The organism is Acinetobacter sp. B51(2017) (genome assembly GCF_003711395.1).
In the GTDB taxonomy this organism is placed as follows: Bacteria; Pseudomonadota; Gammaproteobacteria; order Pseudomonadales; family Moraxellaceae; genus Acinetobacter.
Genome location: NZ_PJRJ01000036.1, coordinates 1 through 25,400 on the forward strand (window position 1 = coordinate 1; position 25,400 = coordinate 25,400).

General features: G+C 43.0%; 19 protein-coding genes, 3 pseudogenes and 1 riboswitch. Of the genes and pseudogenes, 16 read left to right on the plus strand and 6 right to left on the minus strand.

All coding sequences use genetic code 11. The annotated features are described in order from the left end of the window. The first annotated feature begins 248 nt into the window (after window positions 1-248). Window positions 249-2,375: a bifunctional mannitol-1-phosphate dehydrogenase/phosphatase gene (gene mtlD, locus CYK47_RS13265; RefSeq protein ID WP_122902297.1), complete on the plus strand. Its 2,127-nt coding sequence runs from the start codon at window positions 249-251 to the stop codon at window positions 2,373-2,375. A gap of 35 nt (window positions 2,376-2,410) precedes the next feature. Here mtlD and CYK47_RS13270 read toward each other — a convergent pair whose 3' ends face one another. From CYK47_RS13270 to CYK47_RS13290, 5 genes are all read right to left on the minus strand, one after another. Continuing rightward, on the minus strand, window positions 2,411-3,274 hold the full coding sequence (locus CYK47_RS13270; RefSeq protein ID WP_122902298.1) for an ABC transporter ATP-binding protein: 864 nt from the start codon (window positions 3,272-3,274) through the stop codon (window positions 2,411-2,413). Between the two features lies 1 nt (window position 3,275). After that, window positions 3,276-4,220 (minus strand): ABC transporter permease, encoded by a 945-nt coding sequence (locus tag CYK47_RS13275; RefSeq protein WP_122902299.1) that lies wholly within the window; start codon window positions 4,218-4,220, stop codon window positions 3,276-3,278. A gap of 106 nt (window positions 4,221-4,326) precedes the next feature. Next, window positions 4,327-4,878 (minus strand): lipocalin family protein, encoded by a 552-nt coding sequence (locus CYK47_RS13280; RefSeq protein ID WP_122902300.1) that lies wholly within the window; start codon window positions 4,876-4,878, stop codon window positions 4,327-4,329. Between the two features lie 180 nt (window positions 4,879-5,058). Next, window positions 5,059-5,670, minus strand: a complete 612-nt coding sequence (locus tag CYK47_RS13285) for a MarC family protein (protein ID WP_122902301.1) — start codon at window positions 5,668-5,670, stop codon at window positions 5,059-5,061. A gap of 2 nt (window positions 5,671-5,672) precedes the next feature. Then, window positions 5,673-7,712: a choline transporter gene (locus CYK47_RS13290; protein WP_122902302.1), complete on the minus strand. Its 2,040-nt coding sequence runs from the start codon at window positions 7,710-7,712 to the stop codon at window positions 5,673-5,675. A gap of 141 nt (window positions 7,713-7,853) precedes the next feature. Here CYK47_RS13290 and betI point away from each other — a divergent pair, with 141 nt between their 5' ends. The 6 genes and pseudogenes from betI (at window position 7,854) to pgi (ending at window position 15,459) form a co-directional block, all read left to right on the plus strand. Next, complete coding sequence (gene betI, locus CYK47_RS13295; RefSeq protein WP_122902303.1) at window positions 7,854-8,438, plus strand: transcriptional regulator BetI; 585 nt, start codon at window positions 7,854-7,856, stop codon at window positions 8,436-8,438. Window positions 8,439-8,448: 10 nt separating this feature from the next. Next, complete coding sequence (gene betB, locus CYK47_RS13300) at window positions 8,449-9,930, plus strand: betaine-aldehyde dehydrogenase (RefSeq protein WP_122902304.1); 1,482 nt, start codon at window positions 8,449-8,451, stop codon at window positions 9,928-9,930. A gap of 9 nt (window positions 9,931-9,939) precedes the next feature. Further along, on the plus strand, window positions 9,940-11,589 hold the full coding sequence (gene betA / locus CYK47_RS13305) for a choline dehydrogenase (RefSeq protein ID WP_122902305.1): 1,650 nt from the start codon (window positions 9,940-9,942) through the stop codon (window positions 11,587-11,589). Window positions 11,590-11,697: 108 nt separating this feature from the next. After that, window positions 11,698-12,561, plus strand: a complete 864-nt coding sequence (locus CYK47_RS13310; protein ID WP_122902315.1) for a UTP--glucose-1-phosphate uridylyltransferase — start codon at window positions 11,698-11,700, stop codon at window positions 12,559-12,561. A gap of 166 nt (window positions 12,562-12,727) precedes the next feature. Further along, window positions 12,728-13,831: pseudogene (locus CYK47_RS13315) on the plus strand (UDP binding domain-containing protein); the annotation flags it as partial. Next, window positions 13,828-15,459 (plus strand): glucose-6-phosphate isomerase, encoded by a 1,632-nt coding sequence (pgi, locus tag CYK47_RS13320; protein ID WP_122902307.1) that lies wholly within the window; start codon window positions 13,828-13,830, stop codon window positions 15,457-15,459. The pseudogene CYK47_RS13315 and the gene pgi, both read left to right, overlap by 4 nt. Before the next feature lie 30 nt (window positions 15,460-15,489). On the opposite strand, the gene CYK47_RS13325 is transcribed toward pgi, so the two are convergent. Continuing rightward, a complete protein-coding gene (locus CYK47_RS13325; RefSeq protein WP_122902308.1) occupies window positions 15,490-16,854 on the minus strand; it encodes a phosphohexomutase domain-containing protein in 1,365 nt (454 codons plus the stop codon). Between the two features lie 151 nt (window positions 16,855-17,005). Next, window positions 17,006-17,124, plus strand: a riboswitch (TPP riboswitch). Between the two features lie 84 nt (window positions 17,125-17,208). Here CYK47_RS13325 and CYK47_RS13330 point away from each other — a divergent pair. The 9 genes and pseudogenes from CYK47_RS13330 to CYK47_RS13365 all read left to right on the plus strand — a co-directional run. Beyond that, window positions 17,209-18,135 (plus strand): FAD-dependent oxidoreductase, encoded by a 927-nt coding sequence (locus CYK47_RS13330; RefSeq protein ID WP_213072434.1) that lies wholly within the window; start codon window positions 17,209-17,211, stop codon window positions 18,133-18,135. Further along, the gene (thiS, locus tag CYK47_RS13335) at window positions 18,132-18,329 is read left to right on the plus strand and encodes a sulfur carrier protein ThiS (protein ID WP_122902310.1); all 198 of its coding nucleotides are present in this window, start codon (window positions 18,132-18,134) and stop codon (window positions 18,327-18,329) included. The genes CYK47_RS13330 and thiS overlap by 4 nt, the downstream gene beginning before the upstream one ends. A 1-nt stretch (window position 18,330) precedes the next feature. Further along, window positions 18,331-19,089, plus strand: coding sequence for a thiazole synthase (locus CYK47_RS13340; RefSeq protein ID WP_122902311.1), 759 nt, complete (start codon window positions 18,331-18,333; stop codon window positions 19,087-19,089). A 1-nt stretch (window position 19,090) separates the two neighbouring features. Further along, complete coding sequence (locus CYK47_RS13345) at window positions 19,091-20,050, plus strand: ThiF family adenylyltransferase (RefSeq protein WP_122902312.1); 960 nt, start codon at window positions 19,091-19,093, stop codon at window positions 20,048-20,050. A gap of 72 nt (window positions 20,051-20,122) precedes the next feature. Next, window positions 20,123-22,759 (plus strand): heavy metal translocating P-type ATPase, encoded by a 2,637-nt coding sequence (locus CYK47_RS13350; RefSeq protein ID WP_164709204.1) that lies wholly within the window; start codon window positions 20,123-20,125, stop codon window positions 22,757-22,759. After that, a pseudogene (locus CYK47_RS13355) lies at window positions 22,756-23,070 on the plus strand (MerR family DNA-binding protein); the annotation flags it as partial. The gene CYK47_RS13350 and the pseudogene CYK47_RS13355, both read left to right, overlap by 4 nt. 96 nt (window positions 23,071-23,166) lie before the next feature. Next, window positions 23,167-23,361: a heavy-metal-associated domain-containing protein gene (locus CYK47_RS15510; RefSeq protein ID WP_164709206.1), complete on the plus strand. Its 195-nt coding sequence runs from the start codon at window positions 23,167-23,169 to the stop codon at window positions 23,359-23,361. Window positions 23,362-23,798: 437 nt separating this feature from the next. After that, window positions 23,799-24,893: a M14 family metallopeptidase gene (locus CYK47_RS13360; protein ID WP_164709205.1), complete on the plus strand. Its 1,095-nt coding sequence runs from the start codon at window positions 23,799-23,801 to the stop codon at window positions 24,891-24,893. A 68-nt stretch (window positions 24,894-24,961) separates the two neighbouring features. Continuing rightward, window positions 24,962-25,400 (plus strand): annotated as a pseudogene (locus CYK47_RS13365) (transposase family protein); the annotation flags it as partial.

Here is a 25,400-nt window from a genome sequence, read left to right on the forward strand (position 1 = left end):
ACTGAGCTCTATTAAAGAAAACGTTAAAGATAACCATTTTTACTACGTTAGGTTACTCAAGATACAGTTTGAAACTTACAAAGTATTTACATGAAATTTCTTAATCTTACAAAAACGCGGCTTATGTCGCGTCAAATGCTTAAAAAATAATCTCAATTATTACATTTTTTTAATTTTCTATATTTATCCATCTAATTTTCCTATGGTGTTGAGCAAACCTTAAACACTTATGGAGAATAAATACACAGATGCTAGACTTTAAAACACATGTCATACACGGCGCAATTTTTGATATGGATGGCACGATGTTCGATACTGAACGTCTGCGTTTTAATACTTTACAACAAGCGTCAAAAGAACTGATTGGGGTAGAATTTTCGCATGATTATCTCATGCAGTGTTTAGGCTTAAGTGCCAAAAGTGCAGAGCAGCTCGCGCAACAACAGTATGGCACTGATATTCCCTATGCGCTGATTCGTAAACGCGCTGATGAGCTCGAACTCGAATACGTACGACAATATGGCGTTCCTGTCAAAGCTGGCTTAGTCCAAGTGCTTGAACGCCTACGTAAATCTGGCTTAAAAATGGCTGTTGCCACTTCAAGTCGCCGTGCCATTGCAGAAGAATATTTAATTAATGCCAATGTCTATAAATTTTTCGACGTTTTAGTCTGTGGTGATGAAGTACAACGTGGCAAACCGCATCCAGAAATCTTCCTCAACGCAGCTGAAAAAATTAATTTAACTCCAAAACAATGTTTGATGTTTGAAGATTCAGACAATGGCTTAAAGTCCGCCAGTGCTGCAGGTGGTATTACGATTCTCTTTCAAGACTTAAAAGTACCCACAGCGGAAATGTTAGCGCGGGCTGATTATTTTTATGTGGATGTCCTGTCTTATCTTCAAGATTTAGACCGTTGCGTCCCCATTTTACCGATGCCCGAATTACATACACCATTCCCTCAAACCTTAAATCAACGTCAAGTGGCTATTCATGGCTTTGGTGCCATCGGTGGTGGCTATTTAGCACAGGTTTTATCACATTGGGATGGCTATACGCGTCCCCATAAAATTTTCGCTTCAACCCGTAATCGACTCTACCAATCTACAGTAAATGCCTTTGGCAGCTATTGCATCCGCTATGGACAGCATTCCTATGATGAGCGGATTGATCATATTCAGATTGTTGATGCGCATGATCAAACACAAATGCATGACATGTATATTCAGTCTAGCTTAGTCTCGATTTGCTTACCTGAAGCTGCCCTATTAGAAGACATGCCGACCATTGCCAGTGCACTTTATGCGCGTTTTAAACACTATGGCGATGCAGAACAAGGACTGACCTTGTTGCTGATTTTAAATAAAGTCGGTGCCAAAGCATTATTCACACAGGCCTTAAAACAAGCCTTGCTTGCGATCACCAGTGAACAGATGACATCTGAAATCTTGAACCGACATTTTATCTGCGATACAGTCGTCAATAGAATGGTGTCTAAGCTCTCTGAGCAAAAACTCTATCGTCAGCTGCGTATTAAATACAATATCTTCAAACAACAACAAGCAGAAGAAGAAAATCTCCAAGTCGATTTAGATGATGCAACCGACCTAAGTCGCGAGCAGGAGCATCAGGCTGGATTATATGTGGCTGATCTACAAAAAAACTTCCAGCCTAGCCATAGTTTGCAGCATATTGATCTCATTTTGTTCCAAGCAGAAACCGATATGCCCCTGTATGTGGAAAATAACAGTCCACTGCTAAAAAAAATGCGTCAAATGCATTTAGTCGATGATATTAGCCAAATTCAATTGATTAAAAATCGCCTGTGGAACGGGGTACATGCCATGTTGGCTTGGTATGCCATGCTTCGAGGCCATCAAAATATTGGCGTTGCACTGGCCGATGAGCAAGTTAAACGCTTTATGTTGCAGTTATTGGCGCAAGTACAACAAGGCTTAAGACAAGCGATACCACAACATGGTCAAGAATTAAGTCGTTTGAGCCAAAGCTTTATTGACTCGTGCGCGCATGCTTATCAAGATCCATGTGCGCGTGTGGGGCGTGATCCGTTACGTAAACTTGAGGCAAATGAGCGTGTATTTGGCTCTATTGCATGCCAGTTACATTATGGCTTAGCTTATGATGTGCTATTAAAAGGTGCTGTTCTAGGCTATGTGTATGCCATTGAACAGGGAGAATGTGACGATGTTGAAGCATTATTACATTTACAAATGCAAGTCAAACAATTGCTACCTGAGCAACAGCGCTACAGTCGTCTATATGATGTCATCGCAGAACATATTGAAGCTTTGATTCAACAAGACATGAGTATTCAGCAATTTATGCAACATGACTTTCAGCGCCAACTGATTTAAAAAAAGCGGCTTATCTTAAAGATAAGCCGCTTTTTTTACTTAACACTGACTTGCGTCATACGCGGAATTTTAGGTAAATCCGCCAGTGCTGGATCGATTTCATCATCATTAATATGCACAAGCGCATCGACCCGTTGTCTTAAGGCTTTAAACTCAGCGCTTTGCATCACGTCCATATCACGTGGACGTGGTAAATCAACTTCAATAATTTCTTTAATCTCACCCGGATTGGACTTTAAAGCCACAATTCGATCAGCAAGTAAAATGGCTTCGTCCATGTCATGTGTGACAAAAATAATCGTAATATCAATATTGGCCCATAAATCCATCAGGTGCTTTTGCATTTTTTGTCGCGTGTGGGGATCAAGAGCACCAAAAGGTTCATCCATGAGCAAGACTTTAGGTTCATTCACTAAAGCACGAGCAATCGCCACACGTTGTTTCATGCCGCCTGATAATTGATGCGGATACTGATCTTCATATTTATCTAGACCAATAATATTGATCCATTCTCGCGCATGTGCTTCTGCCAAGGAATGACTTTCGCCCTTCATTAATGGCCCAAACATCACGTTTTCTTTGACGGTTTTCCACGGAAATAGGGTATAGCCTTGAAACACCATGCCACGTTCAGGGCTTGGACCTGTCACTAAAGCATCGTTTACGCGTAGTTCGCCAGAAGTGTAAGGATCCAAACCTGCAATCACACGACTTAAAGTGGATTTACCACAACCTGATGGTCCAATGACACAAATAAATTCACGTTTATAAATTTTAAGATCAATTTGATTTAAAACGGTGCGCTCGGTTTTGGCTTGCTGAAAGACTTGGCTGAGTTGTTTGGCTTCTAAGATGACAGGGCGCTGTTTTAGATTTTCAAAGTATGTGGCATGCATCATATTATTTTACTCCTGCTTTCCATTGAAAGAGACGTTGTCCAAGTTTCATTAGCACCACATCACAGATCAGACCAATGATGCCAATAATTAAAATTGCAGCAAAAACGTTGTCGAAATTTTGGTAGCGTGCTTGTTGGGTAATAAACCAGGTAATCCCTGAGGTACTACCAATCAATTCTGCTACGATCAAGTAAGTCCATGCCCAGCCCAGCAATACTCTTAAATCTCGGTAAATATCAGGCAAGGCAGCAGGAATTACCACATGAAATAAACTTTTGATTTTATTGGTGCCTAGGGTAAAACCCGCTTCGATTAGACTTTTATCAACGGCTTTGGTGGTGTTGGCAATAATCAGGATTTGTTGGAACAGGGTACCTACCACAATAATAGCGATCTTAGGGGCATCATTAATGCCTAAAATGGCGACCGCAAGTGCACCAAAGGCAGGTGCCGGTAAGTAACGAAAGAACTCCACAAACGGTTCTGTCAGTTGTGACAAGGTTTTAGAAAAACCACATAAAATTCCCAAAGGAATACCGATGAGAGATGAAATGAAAAAGGCACTAAATACCAGTTGAATACTGTGCCATAAACTCTCGTGAAACCACGGCGCATTGTCTTGTGCTGGTGGGGTGGTAAATGCGGTGACTAAAGCACGAGCAACCTCATGCGGTGCAGGCAGATAAATGGGATTGGTCAGTAGACCTTGAGGCGGTTGCAAGCCTTGATCCACGGCAATTTGTGCCTGCTGATAAAACTCGGCCCGATCTACTCTGCTATCCACTTGTAGAAAAGCACTACTGCCTGCATCCGTAATATGCACTTGTGGGTGCCAAAACATAGGCACATAACTAATAGCACACCACATCAAAATTGGAATCAAAAAGGAGCCAAGCCCGAAAAGCATCTTCTTTTGTTGGCTAAGTTCTTTAGTCACATACCCCATAGCTTTGCCTTTTAGTCATACTTTTTTTAAAAAACGTAATACTAATAAGCAAAATAGATGCCATAAAAAAAGCAGCCCTTTAGGCTGCTTTTTAATACTGAACAATTTATTTGGCTTTATACGGTGTATAGATCACATCACTTAAATCATAGCCCATAGATTGCGCGTAATTTAAATACTCTTGCACCACTTGTTTATTTGGCTCTGGATCACGTGACAGTACCCATAGATATTTTTTCTTAGGCTCACCTACTAATACAGTTTGATAATCTTGATCAATTTTTAACACCCAATAATCACCGCGCGCGACAGGAATCCAACGAATCGCTTTGGGTAAGAAACTGACTTTGAGTTTTGAATTTGCAGGCGCATTTTGTACATAAGCTTCTGCTGTTGATTGTTTCATTGTGCCATCTGCTTTATAGCAACGGTTATCTACATTGACATTACCTTTACTATTTAAACTGTAATTTGCAGTCACATTGTAAGCACAGTCCTTTTGGAAAGTTAAAGGCTTACGTGCCACTTCATGCCATTGACCTAAATATTGATTTAAATCCAGTTGCTCTACGGCTTTTACTGGCTCATTTGCAAAAGCTGTGCTGAGCATACTTGCAGCAAGGAACGCACCAACAGTTATTTTTTTCAATTGCTTCATGTATTTATCCAAATGGGTTGTTATGTGACTATCATGCTGAATTTCATCTTCAATTGCATAGGGTAAATGACTTACATTTGTATATTTATTGTTCCAAAAATCATTTAAGTGTTTTATTTATAAAAGTTATTTTTTATGTTTATGTCAATTAAATGCTGAAAAAGTAACGTGATTTCAGCGCTATTCTTGCCAAACCCCTAAAATACCCGTGACAATCATATCAATGGCAATGGTACCAATCAGCAGTGCGGCAAGGCGTCCCACGATATCCACGTATAAATCAATGTAGCTTGAATAACGTGTCTTTAAATGATCATGTGCATATTTCATTAAGATTAACAAACTACAGCTGAGAAAAAGGGTCGACGCAATCACAGTAACGGTATGCGTAAAGGGTAATTGCACGCCGGTAATCACAGCAGCACTAATGGTGCCTGGTCCAATCATAAAAGGCATCGCAATGGTGCCTGCAAGATGCTGCGGTGCACCGCGCATGACACCAATGGTATCCGCCCCTTCAAACACATAACGATAACCAATGACCAAAAAAATAAGACCGCCAAAAATTTGAAATGATTCAAAACGTACATGCAGCACATCATTAAAAAATGCTTCGCCGGTTTTGGCAAAAATAGTGAATACAATCAGACTAATTAAACTGCCTTGAATAAGTGCTTTGCTAAAAGTGCCTGCGTCGGTATGTCGAATAATCCCGAGCATATAGATGCTCATGAGAAAAGGATTCAGCAAAGAAAAGAACAGGGCAAAACTATGTAGCCAAGCACTTGTCATGGTTATTCTCCTTCGTGTTCAGGGAAAAGCGGGCGTGTGCCTGGACTACTTCGGTTAATATGCAGAAAGTTTAAATGACGCTCATATTTGTCCAAAATATCGTTAATCACCTGTTCTTGGCTATAACCCACCAAATCATTGCCTTGTGAACCTTCAAATAGATAGGTCTCTAAACGGTAGTAATATTTCTCGTTACGTTTACCGCGTTGACTAAAACTCGGGGTGATATAGCGTACTGGCCAAATTTGATAGACGAAGTTTTCTTCTGCCTCTAAGGCGATATGAATATCGAGATGATACAATTCCGGCTCATCTTCCAGGGTTTTTTGAGACAGTTGCGCTGTGATACCACGCAATTCGAGTTCGTCGGCAACAGCCCGCATCGCCGGTTGACAGACCCGATCTAACATGCCACGGGTTTGCAGTGCATTTGGGTGTTGCATCACACGCGTTAAACGACGACGCCAATTGGAAATATCCACATTACCCACAACAGGTGCGGCACTCGCATAGGTACTGGCTTGTCGAAAATCCTCCAAACGTAATGACTTAAATAATCCTGCTGCAACAAAGAAAATCACAAAGCTAAAAGGCAAGCCCATGATGATAGTGGCATTCTGTAGTGCTGTGACACCATTGGTCATCAGCATGGCTAAGGTCAATAAACCAATGGTAATTGCCCAGAATACACTTAACCAACGTGGCGAATCATGATTGATATTACTAAATTTAGTGGTGAAATTACCCAGTACGAGCGCACCAGAGTCCGCTGAAGTGACATAAAAGAGCAGACCGGTAATCGTTGCAACCCCAGCAATAAAACTAAAAAATGGGTATTGTGCGAGTAGGTCGTAGAAACCATGGGCTGGATTAGATAAAACGGTTTCAGCGAGTTGTTGATTGCCTTCAAAAATGACATTGTATAATGCACTATTACCAAAAATAGATAACCAAGTGAGGGTAAATAACAATGGAATAATGAGAGTACCAGCTACAAACTCACGAATGGTACGACCGCGTGAAATGCGTGCTAAAAATAAGCCCACAAAAGGCGACCATGCGATCCACCATGCCCAAAAAAACAGTGTCCAACTGTTCATCCATTCCTTAGGTTGCTCAAAAGGAAAGCTGGTCAAAGACAGTTTAGGAAATTGACTCAAATAGTCGCCAAAGTTCTGAATCAGCGCAGCCAGTAAAAATTCGGTATTGCCTAATAATAAAATAAACAGCAATAAGCCTACCGAAACATAAATATTAATTTCCGAGAGAACCCTTAAGCCTTTATTCACCCCTGTCACCACAGAAATAATCGTAATCACCACAGCCAAGGCAATTAAGGCGGTTTGCATCCAGAGATTTTCTGGTAAATCAAACAGCACATGTAGACCATAATTGAGCTGTACCACACCAATGCCGCAGGTGGTGGCAATACCAAAGATCGTACCTAATACCGCTGCAGTATCGACCGTATGACCAATCGGACCATGAATACGTTTACCAAAGATTGGATAGAGCGCTGAGCGGATGGTTAAAGGTAAATTATAACGATAACTAAAGTAACCCAGTGCAACACCAACTAAGGCATACATACTCCAACCGGTAATTCCATAGTGGAACAATGTCCAGACTAAGCTTTGTCGTGCTGCTTCATAGGTTTCGCCACTGCCTACAGGCGGATTCATATAATGTGATAGCGGTTCTGCGACCGAGAAAAACATCAGGTCAATACCAATCCCTGCTGAAAATAGCATGGCAGACCAACTCAGTAGACTAAATTCAGGTTTAGAATGTTTGGGTCCAAGTTTAATTTCGCCATAACGAGAGCAGGCAATAAAGACCACAAAAATAAAATAAAGCGTGGCAGCCAATAAGTAATACCAGCTAAAGGTCCGGCTGACCCAATTTAAGGCATGCAAAATAGCTTGATTGACAGGCTCATTAAAAAAAATAGTAATAATAGAAAAACATACAATCAAAAAAGCTGAACAAAAAAACACGACTTTGTTGAGCTGATCACGATTTTCACTTTGTTTATTGTCCATCACGCGTTAAACCGCACCTTTATTATTTACAAATTCACAGCAATTTAGAATTGCTACTGTCCATATGTTAGGACTATGATCTTTTTTAATTGAACGTTCAATTAACAAAAAGTTTTTAAATGTAAGTGTAAGGGAAACGCCATGCCTAAGGTTGGAATGCAACCGATTCGTCGTCAGCAACTCATTGAAGCCACTTTAAGTGCGGTAAATGAACTTGGCTTTCATGATGCAAGTATCGTGCAAATTGCACGGCGGGCGGGAGTATCCAGCGGCATTATTAGTCATTACTTCAAAGACAAGCACGGTTTAATGGAAGCAACCATGCGCTATTTACTCAAGCAACTGAGTCAAGATGTTGCAACGTGTTTAGCTGATGCCGAACCCACAGCACAAGCACGTTTATACGCCATTGTTGCAGGTAACTTTTCCCAATCTCAAGTCGACCATGCAGCCATGAAGACTTGGTTGGCTTTTTGGGCTAACAGCTTACATCACCCTGACTTACAACGTTTACAGCGTATTAACCATGACCGCTTACATTCTAATTTAAAGCATGAATTTGCTAAGCGAATCGCACCAAAAGCTGCTGATCAAGCGGCTTACGGACTTGCAGCTTTAATTGATGGTTTTTGGCTCAGAGGCGCGTTATGTCCACACGCATTTGATCCCGATCTAACCCTACAACTTTGTCACGACTACATCCAACAACAACTCAAACAGATTTAAGGACGCATCCATGCCAAAATTTAGCGAACAATATCCGTACATCAACGGTCAATATCATCAAAAAGCAGGCCGTAAGAGTTTTGAAAGTATTAATCCGAGTAATGGTGAAGTACTTGCGGTTTTACAGGCATGTGACCCACAAGATATTGATGAAGCTGTTAAAACCGCCCAAGCCGCCCAACGTGATTGGGCCAAGCGTCCAGCCATTGAACGGGCAAGAATTTTACGTAAAGCGGTCGATTTACTCCGTGCCCGTAACGATGAGTTGGCTGTTCTTGAAAGTTTAGATTCTGGTAAAGCTTTGAGTGAAACCTCTACTGTAGATGTGGTCACTGGAGCAGACGTACTTGAATACTATGCAGGACTTGCGCCTGCCTTAGAAGGGCAGCAAATTCCACTGCGTGAGAGTTCATTTGCATATACACGCCGTGAACCGTTAGGTGTTGTGGCGGGTATTGGCGCATGGAATTATCCGATCCAAATCGCGTTATGGAAATCTGCACCTGCACTTGCAGCAGGTAATGCCATGGTGTTTAAGCCGAGTGAAAATACCTCACTCACTGCACTAAAACTTGCTGAGATTTATGTTGAAGCAGGCCTACCAGCAGGCCTATTTAATGTGGTTCTGGGTGGTGGTGAAGTCGGTGATGCGCTCAGCCGCCATCCTGAGATTGCGAAAATTTCTTTTACAGGTGGTGTCGTGACAGGCAAAAAAGTCATGTCCAGTGCCGCAGAATCCAGTCTCAAAGAAATCACCATGGAGCTTGGCGGTAAATCACCTTTAATTATTTGTGAAGATGCCGACCTTGATCTGGCCGCTGATATTGCCATGATGGCCAATTTCTTTAGTTCAGGCCAAGTATGCACCAATGGCACACGCGTCTTTATTCCCAAAGCCTTACAAGGTGCATTTGAAGAAAAATTATTACAGCGTATTCCCTATATCAAAATTGGTGACCCATTGGCAGCAGGCGTTAATTTTGGTCCACTGGCCAGTTTTCCGCATATGCAAAAAGTGCTTGATTATATCGAGCAAGGCAAAGCCGCAGGCGCACGTGTCGTCACAGGTGCGAAGCGCTATCAAGAAGGTGCATGTGCAAAAGGGGCTTTTGTGGCACCTACCATTTTTAGTGATTGCCACGATGACATGTCGATTGTCCAAGACGAAATTTTTGGTCCTGTGATGTCTATTTTGACCTATGAAACTGAAGAAGAAGTCATTCGCCGTGCCAACAATACGACGTATGGTTTAGCTGCAGGCGTCGTTTCGCCAGACTTAGTACGTGCCCATCGTATCATTCATCAAATTGAAGCGGGTATTTGTTGGATTAATACGTGGGGTGAATCACCGGCAGAAATGCCTGTTGGAGGATATAAGCATTCTGGCGTAGGTCGTGAAAATGGTATCACCACCTTGCTTGCCTACACGCAATTGAAAGCCGTGCAAGTTGAACTGGCACCTTTTCAATCGATCTTTCGTGCTCAGGATTAAGGCGGTGTAATGCAATATTTTGATTATATTATTATTGGAGCAGGCTCAGCGGGCAACGTATTGGCTGCCCGCCTGACGGAAGATCCTCAAGTTAAGGTGTTATTGTTAGAAGCTGGCGGGCCGGATTATCGCTTGGACTTTCGCACCCAAATGCCTGCAGCCTTGGCCTACCCGTTACAAGGCAAGCGCTATAATTGGGCCTATTTAACTGACCCTGAGCCCTATATGAACGGGCGTCGTATGGAATGTGGACGCGGCAAAGGGTTAGGTGGTTCATCACTGATTAATGGCATGTGCTATATTCGCGGCAATGCCATGGATTTAGAACAGTGGGCCAACTTAAAAGGCTTAGAACATTGGCATTATCGCGCCTGCCTGCCGTATTATAAAAAAGCTGAAAGCCGCGACATTGGTGGCAATGACTACCACGGCGACTCAGGCCCAGTCTGTGTTGCAACGCCTAAAAACAACAATAATCCTTTATTCCACGCTATGGTAGAAGCAGGCGTCCAAGCCGGTTATCCACGCACAGATGACTTAAATGGCTACCAGCAAGAAGGCTTTGGTCCTATGGATCGTACGGTCACGCCACAGGGGCGTCGTTCGAGTACAGCGCGTGGTTATTTAGATTTAACAAAAACGCGTGACAATTTAACCATTGTGACGCATGCCATGACCAACCGTATTTTATTTTCGGGTAAAACGGCGATTGGTGTAGAGTATATTCAAGGTCAAAATACCCAAGCCCCTATACAAGTTTTTGCTGATCGTGAAGTTTTACTCTGCGCAGGCGCGATTGCATCTCCACAAATTTTACAACGTTCAGGTGTCGGTGCGGCACAACTGCTCAAAGAGCATCAGATTGATGTGGTGCAGGATTTACCTGGGGTTGGGGAAAACTTACAAGATCACTTAGAGATGTATTTACAGTATCGTTGTAAGCAGCCTGTGAGTTTATATCCTGCCTTAAAATGGTATAACCAACCTAAAATTGGCGCAGAATGGTTATTTTTAGGTAGCGGGATTGGAGCCAGCAATCAATTTGAAGCCGGGGGCTTTATTTGCTCATCTGACGAATTTACTTGGCCAAATATTCAATATCACTTTTTACCTGTGGCGATTAATTATAATGGCAGCAACGCCATTCATGAACATGGTTTCCAAGCCCATGTGGGCTCCATGCGTTCGCCCTCTAGAGGCCGCATTCGTTTAAGCTCTAAAGATCCGTTTGCGCATCCGAGTATCTTGTTTAATTACATGAGTCACGAGCAAGATTGGCGTGAATTTCGTGATGCCATTCGCATTACCCGCGAGATCATGCAACAAACCGCACTTGATCGCTATCGCGGTGAAGAAATTAGCCCAAGTCGCCATGCCCACAGCGATGATGAACTAGACGCGTTTGTACGTCAACATGCTGAAACTGCCTACCATCCTTGTGGTAGCTGTAAAATGGGGGAAGATGATCAGGCTGTGGTGGATGGTTTTGGCCGTGTGCATGGTGTTTCACAACTGCGTGTGATTGATGCATCTATTATGCCGCTGATTATTACCGGTAATTTAAATGCAACGACGATTATGATGGCAGAGAAATTAGCTGATCATATTCGGGGCAGAACGCCTTTAAATGAGGCACAGGTCGACTTCTATCAACGTTAAATCGTTATTTTTATTGTTTTTACTGCTACTTTTTGTAAGCAATGCATGAACTTTCAACATTTCATATTATGGTTGAAAGCACCTATAAAAATGACGCTTATTTTAACAATGATAAAGAAAGCTGTAATACCTGTAGCAGGTTTTGGAACCCGCTTCCTGCCTGCAAGTAAAGCCATTCCAAAAGAAATGCTCACCATTGTCGATCGTCCTGCGATTGATTATGTGGTGCAAGAAGCCATCGCGGCGGGAATTGAACATATCATTCTTGTCACTCATGCTAGTAAAACGGCGATCGAAAATTACTTCGATCGCCATGCTGAGCTTGAGCAATTACTGACTCAAAAAAATAAGCCTGAATTACTCGAGCGCTTGCAAGTTATCCCTTCCCATATTCAAATCACCAGCGTGCGCCAAGGTCAAGCCTTAGGCTTAGGTCATGCGATTTACGCAGCACGTCATTTAATCGAACCTGATGAGGCATTTGCTGTTTTGCTCCCCGATGTGCTGATTGCTGGGGATCATGCTGATTTAAAACAGATGATGCAGGCCTATGCTCGCCATCAAGCAGCGCAAGTGATGGTCGAAACCGTAGATGCCAATCGTGTCGATCAATATGGCATTGTTGATGTACGTGACGAACTACAACCCGGACAAAGTATTGCCATGCAGGGCATTGTCGAAAAGCCCGCGCTTGATCAGGCACCCTCTCAACTAGCTGTGGTGGGTCGCTATATTCTGCCCGGTCAAATTATGCAAATCTTAGCAGACACACCTGCCGGACAAGGTGCAGAGATTCAACTGACCGATGCCATTGCACAGCTCGATCAGGTAGACGCCTATCTGATGCAAGGGCAGAGCTTTGATTGTGGTAGTCCATTGGGTTACCTACAGGCGATCGTGCATCATGCCCATCAACATCCCACCTTTGGAGCTGCCTTTCGTGAGCTAATCAAACATTATAATCATGAATGAGAGGAAGCATATGAAAGTTGCCGTATTTGGAAAAACGCTGTATGCCGGCGTCATCAGTGCCTTATTAGCAGAATCTGGTCATGACGTGTATTGGTGTGATCATTTGGCAGAAGATTTTAATCTTGAAAATAACTTTGATGATCCAGTATTAAAACTCATTATTGTTAAACAAAAACAACAAGGCTTTTTAAACGACTGTTATTTTGAAGATTTAGATTTAGACATCGATGCATATTGGTTTTGCTTAGGTCCTCATGAACAACAACAATCTCTGTCTATCGCCCAACATCTTAAACAACGTCCCCTGATTCATCCAAAGCTCATGATTAATACTGCGACCTTTGGTTTATATGGTACACAGCGCTTACAACAAATTTTAGAAGATGATGAATGGGTATATTTACCCGACAATATTCGTGAAGGTGATGCATTGGGCAGCCTTACCGATGCAGAGCAACTGATTGTCGGCTGTGATTGTGGCAACAGTTTAAATAAATTACAGGAGCTATTAAGACCACTTTTCCCGCTACCACAGCAATATGTCTGTATGCCCATTTTAGATGCCGAATTTAGTAAGCTCAGTATTTCAGGCATGCTCGGCTCAAGAATTAGTTTTATTAATGATTTAGCTTTGGTTGCTGAAAAGATTGGCGTAGATATTCATCATGTGCGTTCAGCCATGGCAGCTGATCCGCGTATTGGTGGAACTTATCTATTTCCAGGGGTTGGCTTTGGAGGAGAACACTTCTCGCATGATATTTTAACCTTGACCCGTGCGGTGGCAGATGCAGGGGGGAAGAGTCGCTTACTTGAACAAGTCTGGGAAATTAACGAAGAACAAAAAGAATTTATGTTCCGTAAGCTGTGGCGTTATTTTAATGGCGATCTCAACGGAAAAACTATTGCGATCTGGGGCGCATCTTATAAAGAAAATACCGCGAGCGTACATCAATCACCGATTCATCCCATGCTCACTGCCTTATGGTCACAAGGCGCCATTGTACGTTTACATGATCCTGCAGCACTCAATGCGATTGCACGTATGTATGGCGAACGTGATGACCTGATTCTATGTGAACAACAATATGATGCCATTATTGATGCACATGCACTGTGTGTACTGACCCCATGGCGTCAATACTGGAGTTTAGATTATCGGCATTTAGTCAATCGCATGCAGCATCCTTTATTGTTGGACGGACGCAATATTTATCGACCTGAATATGTCAAAAATCAAGGTTTGGCTTATATTGGAGTAGGACGCAAATGACCAGACAAGAACAACAACGTTTAAAACATTTAGCCGATCAAATCCAGCAGCAACATTTGCATGATTTATTTCAACATGATCAACAACGTTTTGAACGTTTATCCCTACAGCATGAACAAGTCATTTTTGATTTTAGTAAGCAACGCTTAGACGACAATATACTGGATCAACTGATTGCATTTGCTGAAAAAAAACAACTTACAGCGTGGATTAAACGTTTATTTTCAGAAGAAAAAATTAACTATACCGAACAGCGTGCCGCCATGCATTGGGCACTGCGCTTACCTGAACATGGCACACCTCATCAAGACTTAGCGCAAGCCGTGCATGAGCAATTACAACGTATGTTCGCACTGGTCGAACAAATTCATGCAGGACAATATCGCGGTGTGACTGGAGAAGTCATTCAAGATGTAGTCAATATTGGCGTTGGCGGCTCAGATTTAGGTCCTGTCATGGTCAGTCATGCATTGTCAGATTTTAAACGTCAAACAGCGAAAGACTTAAATCTACATTTTGTTTCGACCATGGATGGTAGCCAACTATCTGATATTCTGCATAAATTACGTCCTGAAACCACCTTGTTTATTATTTCCTCTAAATCCTTTACCACTATAGATACATTATCCAATGCACAAACTGCGCGCTTATGGTTAGAGGCGAGTTTGGGCGAAGCTGCGTTATTTTTAAAACATCATTTTATTGGCGTCTCTACTCGAGCAGATAAAATGACGGATTGGGGTATCGCCCCTGAAAAACAGTTTCTGCTTTGGGATTGGGTCGGTGGACGTTATTCGCTGTGGTCTTGTATAGGCTTGCCCATCGCCTTATCGATTGGGGTTGGGCATTTTAAGCGCTTACTCGCAGGGGCACACTCAATTGATCAGCATTTTCAACTGGCGGATTTACGCCATAATATTCCAGTACTGATGGCACTGATTGGCATTTGGAATATTAATTTTTTAAATATTAATACCCATGCCGTACTGCCGTATGACGGTCGCTTGAAATACTTTACTTCCTATTTACAGCAGCTTGAAATGGAGTCCAATGGCAAATCCATCCAACGCAATCATCTCCCTGTGGAAGTGAATACTTGCCCCATTATTTGGGGTGAAGTCGGACCAAATGCCCAGCACGCCTTTTATCAACTGTTGCATCAAGGCACCAGCAACGTCAGTTGTGATTTTATTGCCCCTATTCATCGTTATGATGATGAACAATTTGGTCATATTGAAAATGCAGCCTCTTTGGTGGAGCAGCATTATTTAGCACTCTCAAATTGCTTAGCGCAATCGCGTCTCTTGGCATTTGGCAATCATGCTTTAACTGAACAGAACCTCACGGATTTACCACTGTATAAACATTACAGTGGTAATCAACCGAGCAGCACTTTATTGATCAAGGCTTTGGATCCTTATTCACTCGGTATGCTAATTGCACTGTATGAACATAAAGTGTTTGTGCAATCGGTGTTATGGAATATTAATCCCTTTGATCAATGGGGTGTCGAAAAGGGCAAAGAAATTGCCAATGAGTTATTGCCTGTGTTAACCCGAGAACATGCTGATTTATCGCATCTAGATGCTTCAACTCGCGGTTTAGTCCAAACGATTCAAATGTTCTAAAGCAACGCATGGTGAAAGCCATGCGTAATCTTATGCTGTGCTGTCAATTAGCCCGCTTAACAGCTGCACGTAATAATCTAGAGGCTGCGTCGCTTTCTCCTGATTAATTTCAATATTCAGTCTTAATAAGGGTTCGGTATTTGAAGCACGTATATTAAAACGCCATGTTTTAAAGTCAAAGCTTAAGCCATCTGTGCTATCGAGTTCAGGCTGATCCTCAGCAAAATGATGCTTTAAAGTGGCAATGGTATGCGCAGCATCTTTTACGGTAAAGTTAATTTCACCACTACAGGGAAAACGTTGCTGCATCGCTTGGGTGAGTTCGGATAAGGGGCGCTGTTTAGCTGAGAGTAAGTTCACCACCAACAACCATGGAATCATGCCACTGTCACAGTAGCCAAAATCACGAAAATAGTGATGAGCACTCATTTCGCCGCCATACACCGCATTTTCTTCACGCATCACTTGCTTCATATAGGCATGCCCAGATTTGGACTGAATGGCAATACCTTGATAATGCTGGATAATATCTAAAGTATTCCAAATTAAACGCGGCTCATGGACAATTTTCTGCTCTGGTTGCTTTTGCAGAAAAGCTTCAGCCAACAAACCAACCAAATAATAGCCTTCAATAAACTGACCATTTTCGTCAAATAAAAAACAACGATCAAAATCACCATCCCATGCCACGCCTAAATCGGCTTGATGTTGCAGGACAGCTTCTGCGGTCGCCTGACGATTTTCAATCAGCATCGGATTTGGAATCCCAGTTGGGAAATGACCATTGGGTTCATGCTGAATTTTAATCAATTCAATCGGAATATGAGCGGCTTTAAAAGCTTGCTCTAGGGCATCTACCACATGTCCAGCAGCACCATGCCCTGGATTGGTCACAATTTTTAGGGGACGAATCTGCGGATCTAAGTAACTCATCAAATGGGCGGTATAGGCAGGTAAAATATTATAGCGAGTGGTTTTCCCCTGATGCTCAGCACAGCTAAACTCACCTTGTTCAATCAAGGCTTGAATCTGTTTTAAACCGCTATCTATACCAATAGGACGTGCACCTTTAGCAACCAATTTCATACCATTGTATTCAATTGGATTATGGCTGGCAGTAATTTCAATGCCACCATCAATATCGAGTGCAAAAGCCGCGAAATATACTTCTTCTGTGCCTGCTAAACCCAAATCTAATACATCTACCCCTGCATCATTTAAGCCATGAATGAGCGCCGTTTTGAGCATGGGACTACTTAAACGAATATCTGCACCCACAGCAATACAGCGCGGTTTAAACAGTGCTGCATAAGCATGTCCCAAGGCATAAGCAAATTTAGGGGTGATCTCTGTATCTAATTGACCGCGAATATCGTAGGCTTTAAAACAACTCATTTTTTTATCTATCTATTTAATTTATATTAAAAATTAAGCTAACAGTTTTTTGAGCTATTTTGGGTAAGAAATCATTATTTTTTGTTAATTTAAATCGACTAGACTGTACTTGATGGCTTGACAAGCTACTCAAAATTTATCTAAATAGACGAACTTTAGGCAGGGGAGTCTCCAAAGAGACTGAGAGGCTAGATGAGTTTTGACTCGAGCTAGCGACCCTTTGAACCTGACCCAGTTAATGCTGGCGTAGGAAGACCATCTCAATACGGCATCGCTTGTTTTACAGGTGCAGTCCGTCTTTCCTGCACGTCGCATGGGTCTCTTGTCGGAGATCAACATGTTTCTTGAGTTATTATGATGAGCCACTGGTCAATTTTGGGCAGTGGTGTGAGTGGTTTATGCGTGGCCACTGCCTTACACGCACACGGCGAGACGGTTGAAATTATTTGTTCTGCTGCGCACACAGCGGCCTCACATTTTGCAGGCGGCATGCTAGCGCCTTTTTGTGAAGCAGAGGCTGCACCTCATTTTCAGGCTTTACATGATTTTGATGCGATTGCATGGTGGCAGCGCTATAGCACACAGGTAATACAAAACGGTACCTTAGTAGTCGCAGCAGCACGGGATCACGCTGAATTAGCGCGTTTTTCTAAACGTACCACACAACATCAATGCGTTGCCCCAGCAAATATTGAGGCTGAGCTGACCCATTTTAGCCAAGCTTTATTTTTTAAAGATGAAGCGCATCTAGATCCACGTTTAGTCTTGGTTGAACTGAAAAGTAATTTAATTGCAAAAGGGGTTGCTATTCATACGGGTCAACCGCGTGGCAAAATCATTGATTGCCGCGGCATTTATGCTCAGGATCAGCTGTCTTTACGCGCCGTACGTGGTGAAATGCTGATTTTGCGGCAACCCGAATTACACTTTTCACGTCCGATTCGTTTATTACACCCACGTTTTCCTTGTTATTTGGTACCACGCGCGCAGGGACAATTTATGCTTGGCGCCACCATGTTAGAAAGCGATTCCCGTCAACCAATGACCGCCCGCAGCATGATGGAATTACTGAGCGCAGCCTATACCATTCATCCTGCTTTTGCAGAAGCTGCAATTATAGAAACGGGTGTAGGTTTAAGACCTGCCTATTCGGACAATATTCCCAAAATTCTCTACCAAAATAACGCATTTTATATCAATGGTATGCACCGCCATGGCTTCTTATGTGCCCCATGGTTAGCAGAACAACTCATTCAACACATTGCAGGGAGTGCAGTATGAACCTCTATTTAAATGGCAAACGCATAGACACCCAAAGTCAAACCTTAAGTGAATTGCTCGAAGAGCAGCAGTTTGATTGTACTGCCGTGGCCAGTGCCATCGATGGTAACTTTGTACCACGCAGCCAATATGCAACGACTGTATTGTGTGCTGGGCAGAAAATTGAAGTCCTTGCACCGATGCAAGGAGGTTAACATGCAAGTATATGACACAACGCTCCAATCGCGCTTATTTTTAGGGACAGCAGGCTATCCGTCACCAGACCATTTACTTAAAGCGATTCAAAGCGCAGATGTGGAGGTCATTACAGTAAGTTTGCGCCGTGAGGGTCAAGGTGGGCAAGGCTTTCGCGACTTACTTAAACAGGTCAATTGCCGCGTTTTACCCAATACGGCAGGCTGCTATAGCATCAAAGAAGCTGTCACCACGGCGCATATGGCGCGTGAAGTGTTTGCTACATCATGGATTAAGCTTGAAGTGATTGGTCATCCAGATACCTTGCAACCCAATCCGTTTGCCTTAGTCGAAGCAGCACGCATTTTATCTGAAGATGGTTTTCAAGTTTTCCCCTATACCACGGACGACTTAATTGTAGCCGAAAAGTTGTTAGAAGCTGGCTGTGAAGTCCTCATGCCATGGGGCGCACCGATTGGTTCTGGTCAAGGCTTATGTCATATCGATGCTTTAAAGCGAATGCGTCACTACTTTCCCAATATTCCCTTGATTATTGATGCAGGCATTGGCGCACCGAGTCATGCCGCTTTGGCATTAGAGATGGGCTTTGATGCAGTGTTACTCAATACTGCAGTTGCACAAGCCCAAGATCCTGTGGCAATGGCTCAAGCCTTTGCATTAGCAGTCAAGGCTGGATACCTTGCCTCTCAAGCAGGGCTCATGCCCAAACGTGACTTAGCCCAAGCTTCGACACCGCTGTTTGGTTTAGCGGAGTTTTAATATGCAAGATAGCACACGTTATCTCAGACAAATGCAACTGCCTCAAGTGGGTCGTACAGGACAGCAACGCTTACAAGCTGCTCGTGTCCTTGTGGTGGGCGCAGGTGGTTTATCAGCATCTTTACTGCCCATTCTAGCCGCCAGTGGTGTCGGTTATTTACGTATCTATGATGCCGATCAGGTTGAACTGTCCAATCTTCATCGGCAAATCATGTTTCGTATGTCAGATTTAGGGCACAATAAAGCCACAGCAGTTGCGGCTCACTTAGCACAGCTGAATCCTGAAGTGACGATTGAAGCACATGCAGCGCATATTTGTAGCAGTAATCTTCAAACAGCACTTCAAGGGATTGATATTGTGGTCGATGCAGCCGATCGCTTTGCTACCACTTACTTACTTTCCGATGCCTGTTTAAAGCACAAAATCCCTTTGATCAGTGCCTCAGTCTTGGCTGAGCAAGGCTATGTAGGCGGATTCTGTGGTGCAAATACCCCCAGCTACCGCGCTTTATTTCCCGAATTACCACAACATGCTGCTTCCTGCCAAACGACAGGGGTACTGGCATCAACGGTCGCCACGTTGGCCAGCTTACAAGCCCATATGGTGCTAAATGTCATTTTGCATGGTGAAACATCAGCGCTTGGACAATTGCTACGTTTAGATTTAGAACACTGGCACATCAGCAGTTTACGTTTTGATCAATTGCCAGAACCTGATGAAAGTTTATTGTGGTTAGATCGAGCGCAGCTTGAAGCGCATGATTTAATCTTAGAGCTACGCGAGCCCCACGAAATAGAGCAACCCATTGGAGGTTCAATTTTCACCCATCTCGATCAACTTCCTACACAAATCACGCCGCAGCGTGTGGTATGTGTCTGTAAAAGTGGGATTCGTGCCGCTAAAGCAGCTAGACTGCTTAAACAGCGCGGTTTTCCTGATGTATTTATTATGGCAGAGTAAAAAACCCTTGACCTTCCCATCATGGGAAGGTTTATGCTATGTCTATCGTGGCATAAGTTTAGGGACCTACACATGCAAAGTGTTCAACTGCAAATTTTAGGCATGAGCTGTGCCTCCTGTGTGGCACGCGTGGAAAAGGCCCTAAATAAAATTGATGGTGTAACAGCGAGCGTCAATCTCGCCACCGAGCGCGCTGAGGTACATGCACAACAATTAGATTACCTAGCCTTACAACATGCTGTGCAAAAGGCAGGCTTTGATTTACAAGTCTCTGAATTTGACTTAAAAATTATGGGTATGACCTGTGCTTCTTGTGTAGCACGCGTGGAAAAGGCCTTGAAAAAAGTCGATGGGGTATTACAGGCTCAAGTTAATCTTGCAACGGAACAGGCCCATGTACAGGCATTAGCACCCACTTCCAGAGCGCAACTATTGCAAGCGGTGCAAAAAGCGGGCTTTGATGTTGCATCAGACAATATTCAACTACACATTTCAGGCATGACCTGTGCTTCTTGTGTAGCACGCGTCGAAAAAGCCCTAAAAAAAGTCGATGGTGTACGTCAAGCCAACGTCAATTTAGCCACTGAACAGGCAACTATTGAAACTGAACATGAAGTAGATACGCTTAAATTAATTGAACAGGTTAAAAAAGCAGGCTTTGATGCGAGCTTAATACAAGATCAACCGATCAATCAAAAACAGCAACAACAACAAACCCTCAAGCGTGATCTTCTGCTTGCCATAGTGTTGGCTTTACCCGTATTTGTCTTAGAAATGGGCGGGCACTTGATACCAGCCTTTCACCACTGGGTCGTTACCCATATTGGACAGGATAATAGTTGGTTACTGCAATGGGTACTCACCAGCCTCATCCTGATCTTTCCTGGACGTGGGTTTTATCAAAAAGGTTTGCCTGCTTTATGGCGTTTACATCCTGACATGAATTCGTTGGTTGCTGTCGGTACCTTAGCTGCTTATAGCTATTCTATGGTGGCAACCTTTTTGCCACAATTATTACCTTCTGGCAGCCAAAATGTGTATTTCGAAGCTGCGGCTGTCATTACAGCTTTAATCCTACTCGGGCGTTATTTTGAAGCACGCGCCAAAGGACGTACGTCTTTAGCTATTCAGCATCTTTTAGGGCTACAACCTCAAACTGCCACTATTGAACAAGCAGGGCAAGGCGTAGAGATTCCGATCCAACAGGTTCAAGTGGGCATGTTACTGTTGGTACGACCTGGACAACGAATCGCAGCAGATGGCCAAATCCTTGAAGGCCAGAGCTTTGTCGATGAATCTATGCTCAGTGGTGAGCCAATGGCGGTGGCAAAACAGTCAGGAGATAGTGTTGTTGCCGGAAGTATTAATCAAAATGGTCATTTAAAAGTGCAAGTGAATGCTGTGGGACAGCATACCGTCCTAGCGCAAATCATTCACATGGTCGAACAAGCACAAAGTACTAAATTACCGATTCAGGCACTGATTGACCAAGTGACCATGTGGTTTGTACCTGTAGTCATGGGCTTATCGTTATTGACTTTTTTAGGTTGGTGGCTATTTGGCCCAGAACCAAGTTTAAGTTTCGCTTTGGTCAATGCTGTAGCTGTACTCATTATTGCTTGCCCATGCGCCATGGGACTGGCAACACCCACCTCGATTATGGTGGGTACAGGACGTGCGGCTGAACTTGGTGTTCTGTTTCGTCAAGGCGAAGCACTGCAATTGCTTCAACAAGCCAAAGTGGTCGCGTTTGACAAAACAGGTACGCTAACCGAAGGCAAACCGACCTTAACCGATCTGCAGCTCATCATGCCGTGGGATGAAGCTAAATTGCTCAGCCTCGTGGCAGCAGTAGAGCGTCAATCCGAACATCCCATCGCCCAAGCAATTGTAGATGCTGCCGATCAGCGTGGCTTAGTACCAGAAAACGCAACAAATTTTCAGGCCCTGACGGGTTATGGTATTCAAGCAACGGTGAAAGGGCATCTGTTACATATTGGTGCTGAACGTCTAATGCAGCAACTCAATCTTGATACGCAAAGTGTTTATGAACGCGTACAGGATTGGGGTAATGCCGCCAAAACCCCAATTTTTGTGGCCATTGATGGACAACTTGCTGCGATTTTAGCGGTCGCAGATCCTATTAAGCCGAGCAGTTTTGCAGCAGTTCAAGCCTTACATCAGCAAGGTATACAGGTGGCGATGATCACAGGCGATCAACAGCATACGGCGCAAGCAATTGCAAAAGCGCTTCAGATTGATCAGGTAATGGCGGAAGTATTACCTCATGGTAAGGTCGATGCGATTCAAACACTACAACAACACTATGGTCGGGTGGCATTTGTAGGCGATGGTATCAACGATGCACCAGCACTTGCACAAGCAGATATTGGCATCGCCGTGGGGACAGGTACTGATATTGCCATTGAAGCAGCTGATGTGGTGCTAATGTCTGGTAATATGCAAGGTGTAGCCAATGCAATTGCCTTAAGTCATGCCACTTTAAACAATATACGTCAAAATCTATTTTGGGCTTTTGCCTATAATGCCGCCCTAATTCCCCTTGCTGCAGGCCTCATGTATCCATGGTTTGGGATTTTACTCTCACCTATGTTTGCTGCAGCAGCAATGGCACTGTCTTCAGTCTTTGTCTTAAGCAATGCTTTACGTCTACGACGATTTAAAGCCCAATTTGAGGGAGCAGCATGAACATTGGAACTGTCGCGCAGCAAAGTGGCTTGTCTAGCAAAATGATTCGCTATTATGAGCAGATTGGTTTAATTCGTTCTACACGGCGTGAGAACGGTTATCGTGATTATCAAATCCAACATGTAGAAACCTTAAAATTTATTAAACATGCCCGTGATTTAGGTTTTGATTTTGGCAAAATCCAAAGCTTGCTGCAACTTTGGCAAAACCCAGAGCGCAGCAGCCGTGATGTTAAAGCGCTGACGCTCGAACATATTGCCGATTTAGAACAAAAGATTAATAGCTTAACCCAAATGCGCCAGACTTTAGTCAATTCATTGGCTTCTTGTCGCGGCGATGACTCATCTGAATGTAGTATTTTAAGCCAAATTCAATTTGGCGAGCCTCTTTTATCAGGAGAACCGAACATGAAATTTCGTATCGACAATATGACCTGTGGTGGCTGTGCCCGTAGTGTGACTGCCACCATCCAAGATTTAGACCCCAATGCACAGGTCAATATCGATGTTGCAAGCAAATTGGTTGAAGTCAACACCACGCTTGACCAACAGCAAATTGTTGCCGCGCTAACAGAAGATGGTTTTCCACCTGTGAATGCTTAAGCTGTCAGGCGGATAGGGCAGTATATCCAGCTATCCGCCAACAGATTTTTTAGTTTAAACTGCCGCACAGCCAAGCTCATCTGCTCGATTATCACTTAATAGGGCTTTTTAGGCCGTGTTGACCACCAACATAAGCTCAGACACTCTTTTATTTAAATAATAATCATTCTCTATTGTATGCTAGATTTGGTTGCTTGAATAGTGTTCTTTTTTGCGGTATTGAAATGGGTATGCGCATCTAGCAGGACGCATCTCTGTAATTTTGACCAAGTCGAATGGTTGATTTGGCTGATAATAGATCAGAGGGTTAAAATTAAATGCTGATTTTTAAAAAAACTCAATGGCAGGGTTAGGCTTTGCATTTCCTATACAGCAGTTGATTTGTGGCGCTTTAAGAAACATGTTTAAATCACAGCATGCTTGAAATAGGTGAAATGATGAAAAATAAAAAATCCGAGGATCAAAATATCCACAGTGCAAAGCCTGAAAAAAATAAATCAGCGCCTAAAGTGAAAGATACAACCCGCGATCAACTTAAGAAAAAAGAGCTGAAGCCAGCTAAAGAGAAGAAATCTGAAAAACTAAGCAAACCTAAAAAGATCACGCGTGGTAAAAGCAGCGCATTACACCCTTGGTATGATCTATCTAATGCAGAAGTGGCTGCGACTGGCACCGATATGTTGCAGGTATGTTATGAATTTTTTGATCAACTGATACAGGATTTTCCACAATATGTCAGTCGTCAGGTTCTTGGATATGAAGAAACAGGTTTAGAAATCCGCGAATATTGGATTCAACCCCGTTTAATTGGCAAAATGCGTATTGCATCTGAGGACATTAATCATCGGCCTACCCTATTAATGATTTCGGGGCAGCACGGACAAGAATATACTTCCATCATTAATCTGATGTTGATGTTACATGATCTGTTTTATCAGACTAAACAGCATCCTACCTTGTCTTTATTGCATGCGACCTACCATTTACGCATTATTCCTTGCTTAAATCCTTGGGGTGTTGCCAATGAGAATCGGCGTAACGCGCGTAATGTTGACTTAAATCGTAATTTTAGTGTCGGTTGGCAACAAGCACAGGGCAACAAAGGTGAAGTGGCTTTATCTGAAATTGAAAGTCGTATCTTACTGGATTGGGTAAAACGACATAAATCAGAAACGACTTGCTTGTTAAATTTACATGATCATAGTGATTTAGCCGTGTCATGGGGGGCAGCCTCCCATGAGATGACACAGAAAATTTTACTGCATGCTTTTCAACATTTTTCAGTGTGGTATCAGCAACATTTTAACGACCCAAACCCAGAAATTCCGCTGACGTGGTTAGGTATACCACGAGCAGGTTATAGTGATAAACATATTGCTGAGGTACTTCAAGTGCCAACATTACTGTTTGAATGCCCTTATATTGGACATGCTCGAATTTCAGAGCAGTGGCGTGATGTCCGGCAAGTGTCGCAGCAGATTCTGCGATTAATTTTAGAGCGTTTGTTAAATCGCTATTATAATCAAAGCTAGTGCTTAAGCATGACTAAGTAAGGCAGTAGACCTCTTGCGAAAGTAAAAATCACCTCCATATAAATTTCATGAGATATCAGAAATTAAACCGTTTTTCAGATTCTGAATTCAAACGCTTGGTTGGCGTACCTCGACAAGTTTTTACTGAAATGGTAGAGGTTCTAGAAAAAGCAGAATCACTCAAAAAGAAATCAGGTCGACCTCATACTTTAGATATAGAGGATCAGTTGTTATTAACTCTCAATTACTTACGCAACTACAGCACTCAACTAGAATTAGCGGCAAATTACCATATCGCTGAAAGTAATGTGAATCGAATCATTAAAAAGGTTGAAGATGCATTGATGAAATCAAGACGTTTTACCCTGCCAAAACGAAGCATAACCACAGCAGAAGAACACTTTAACTGGGTCATTATTGATGCGACAGAATGTTCAATCGAACGCCCGAAAAAAAAATCAGAGTAAGTTCTACAGTGGTAAAAAGAAGAAACATACGCTAAAGGCC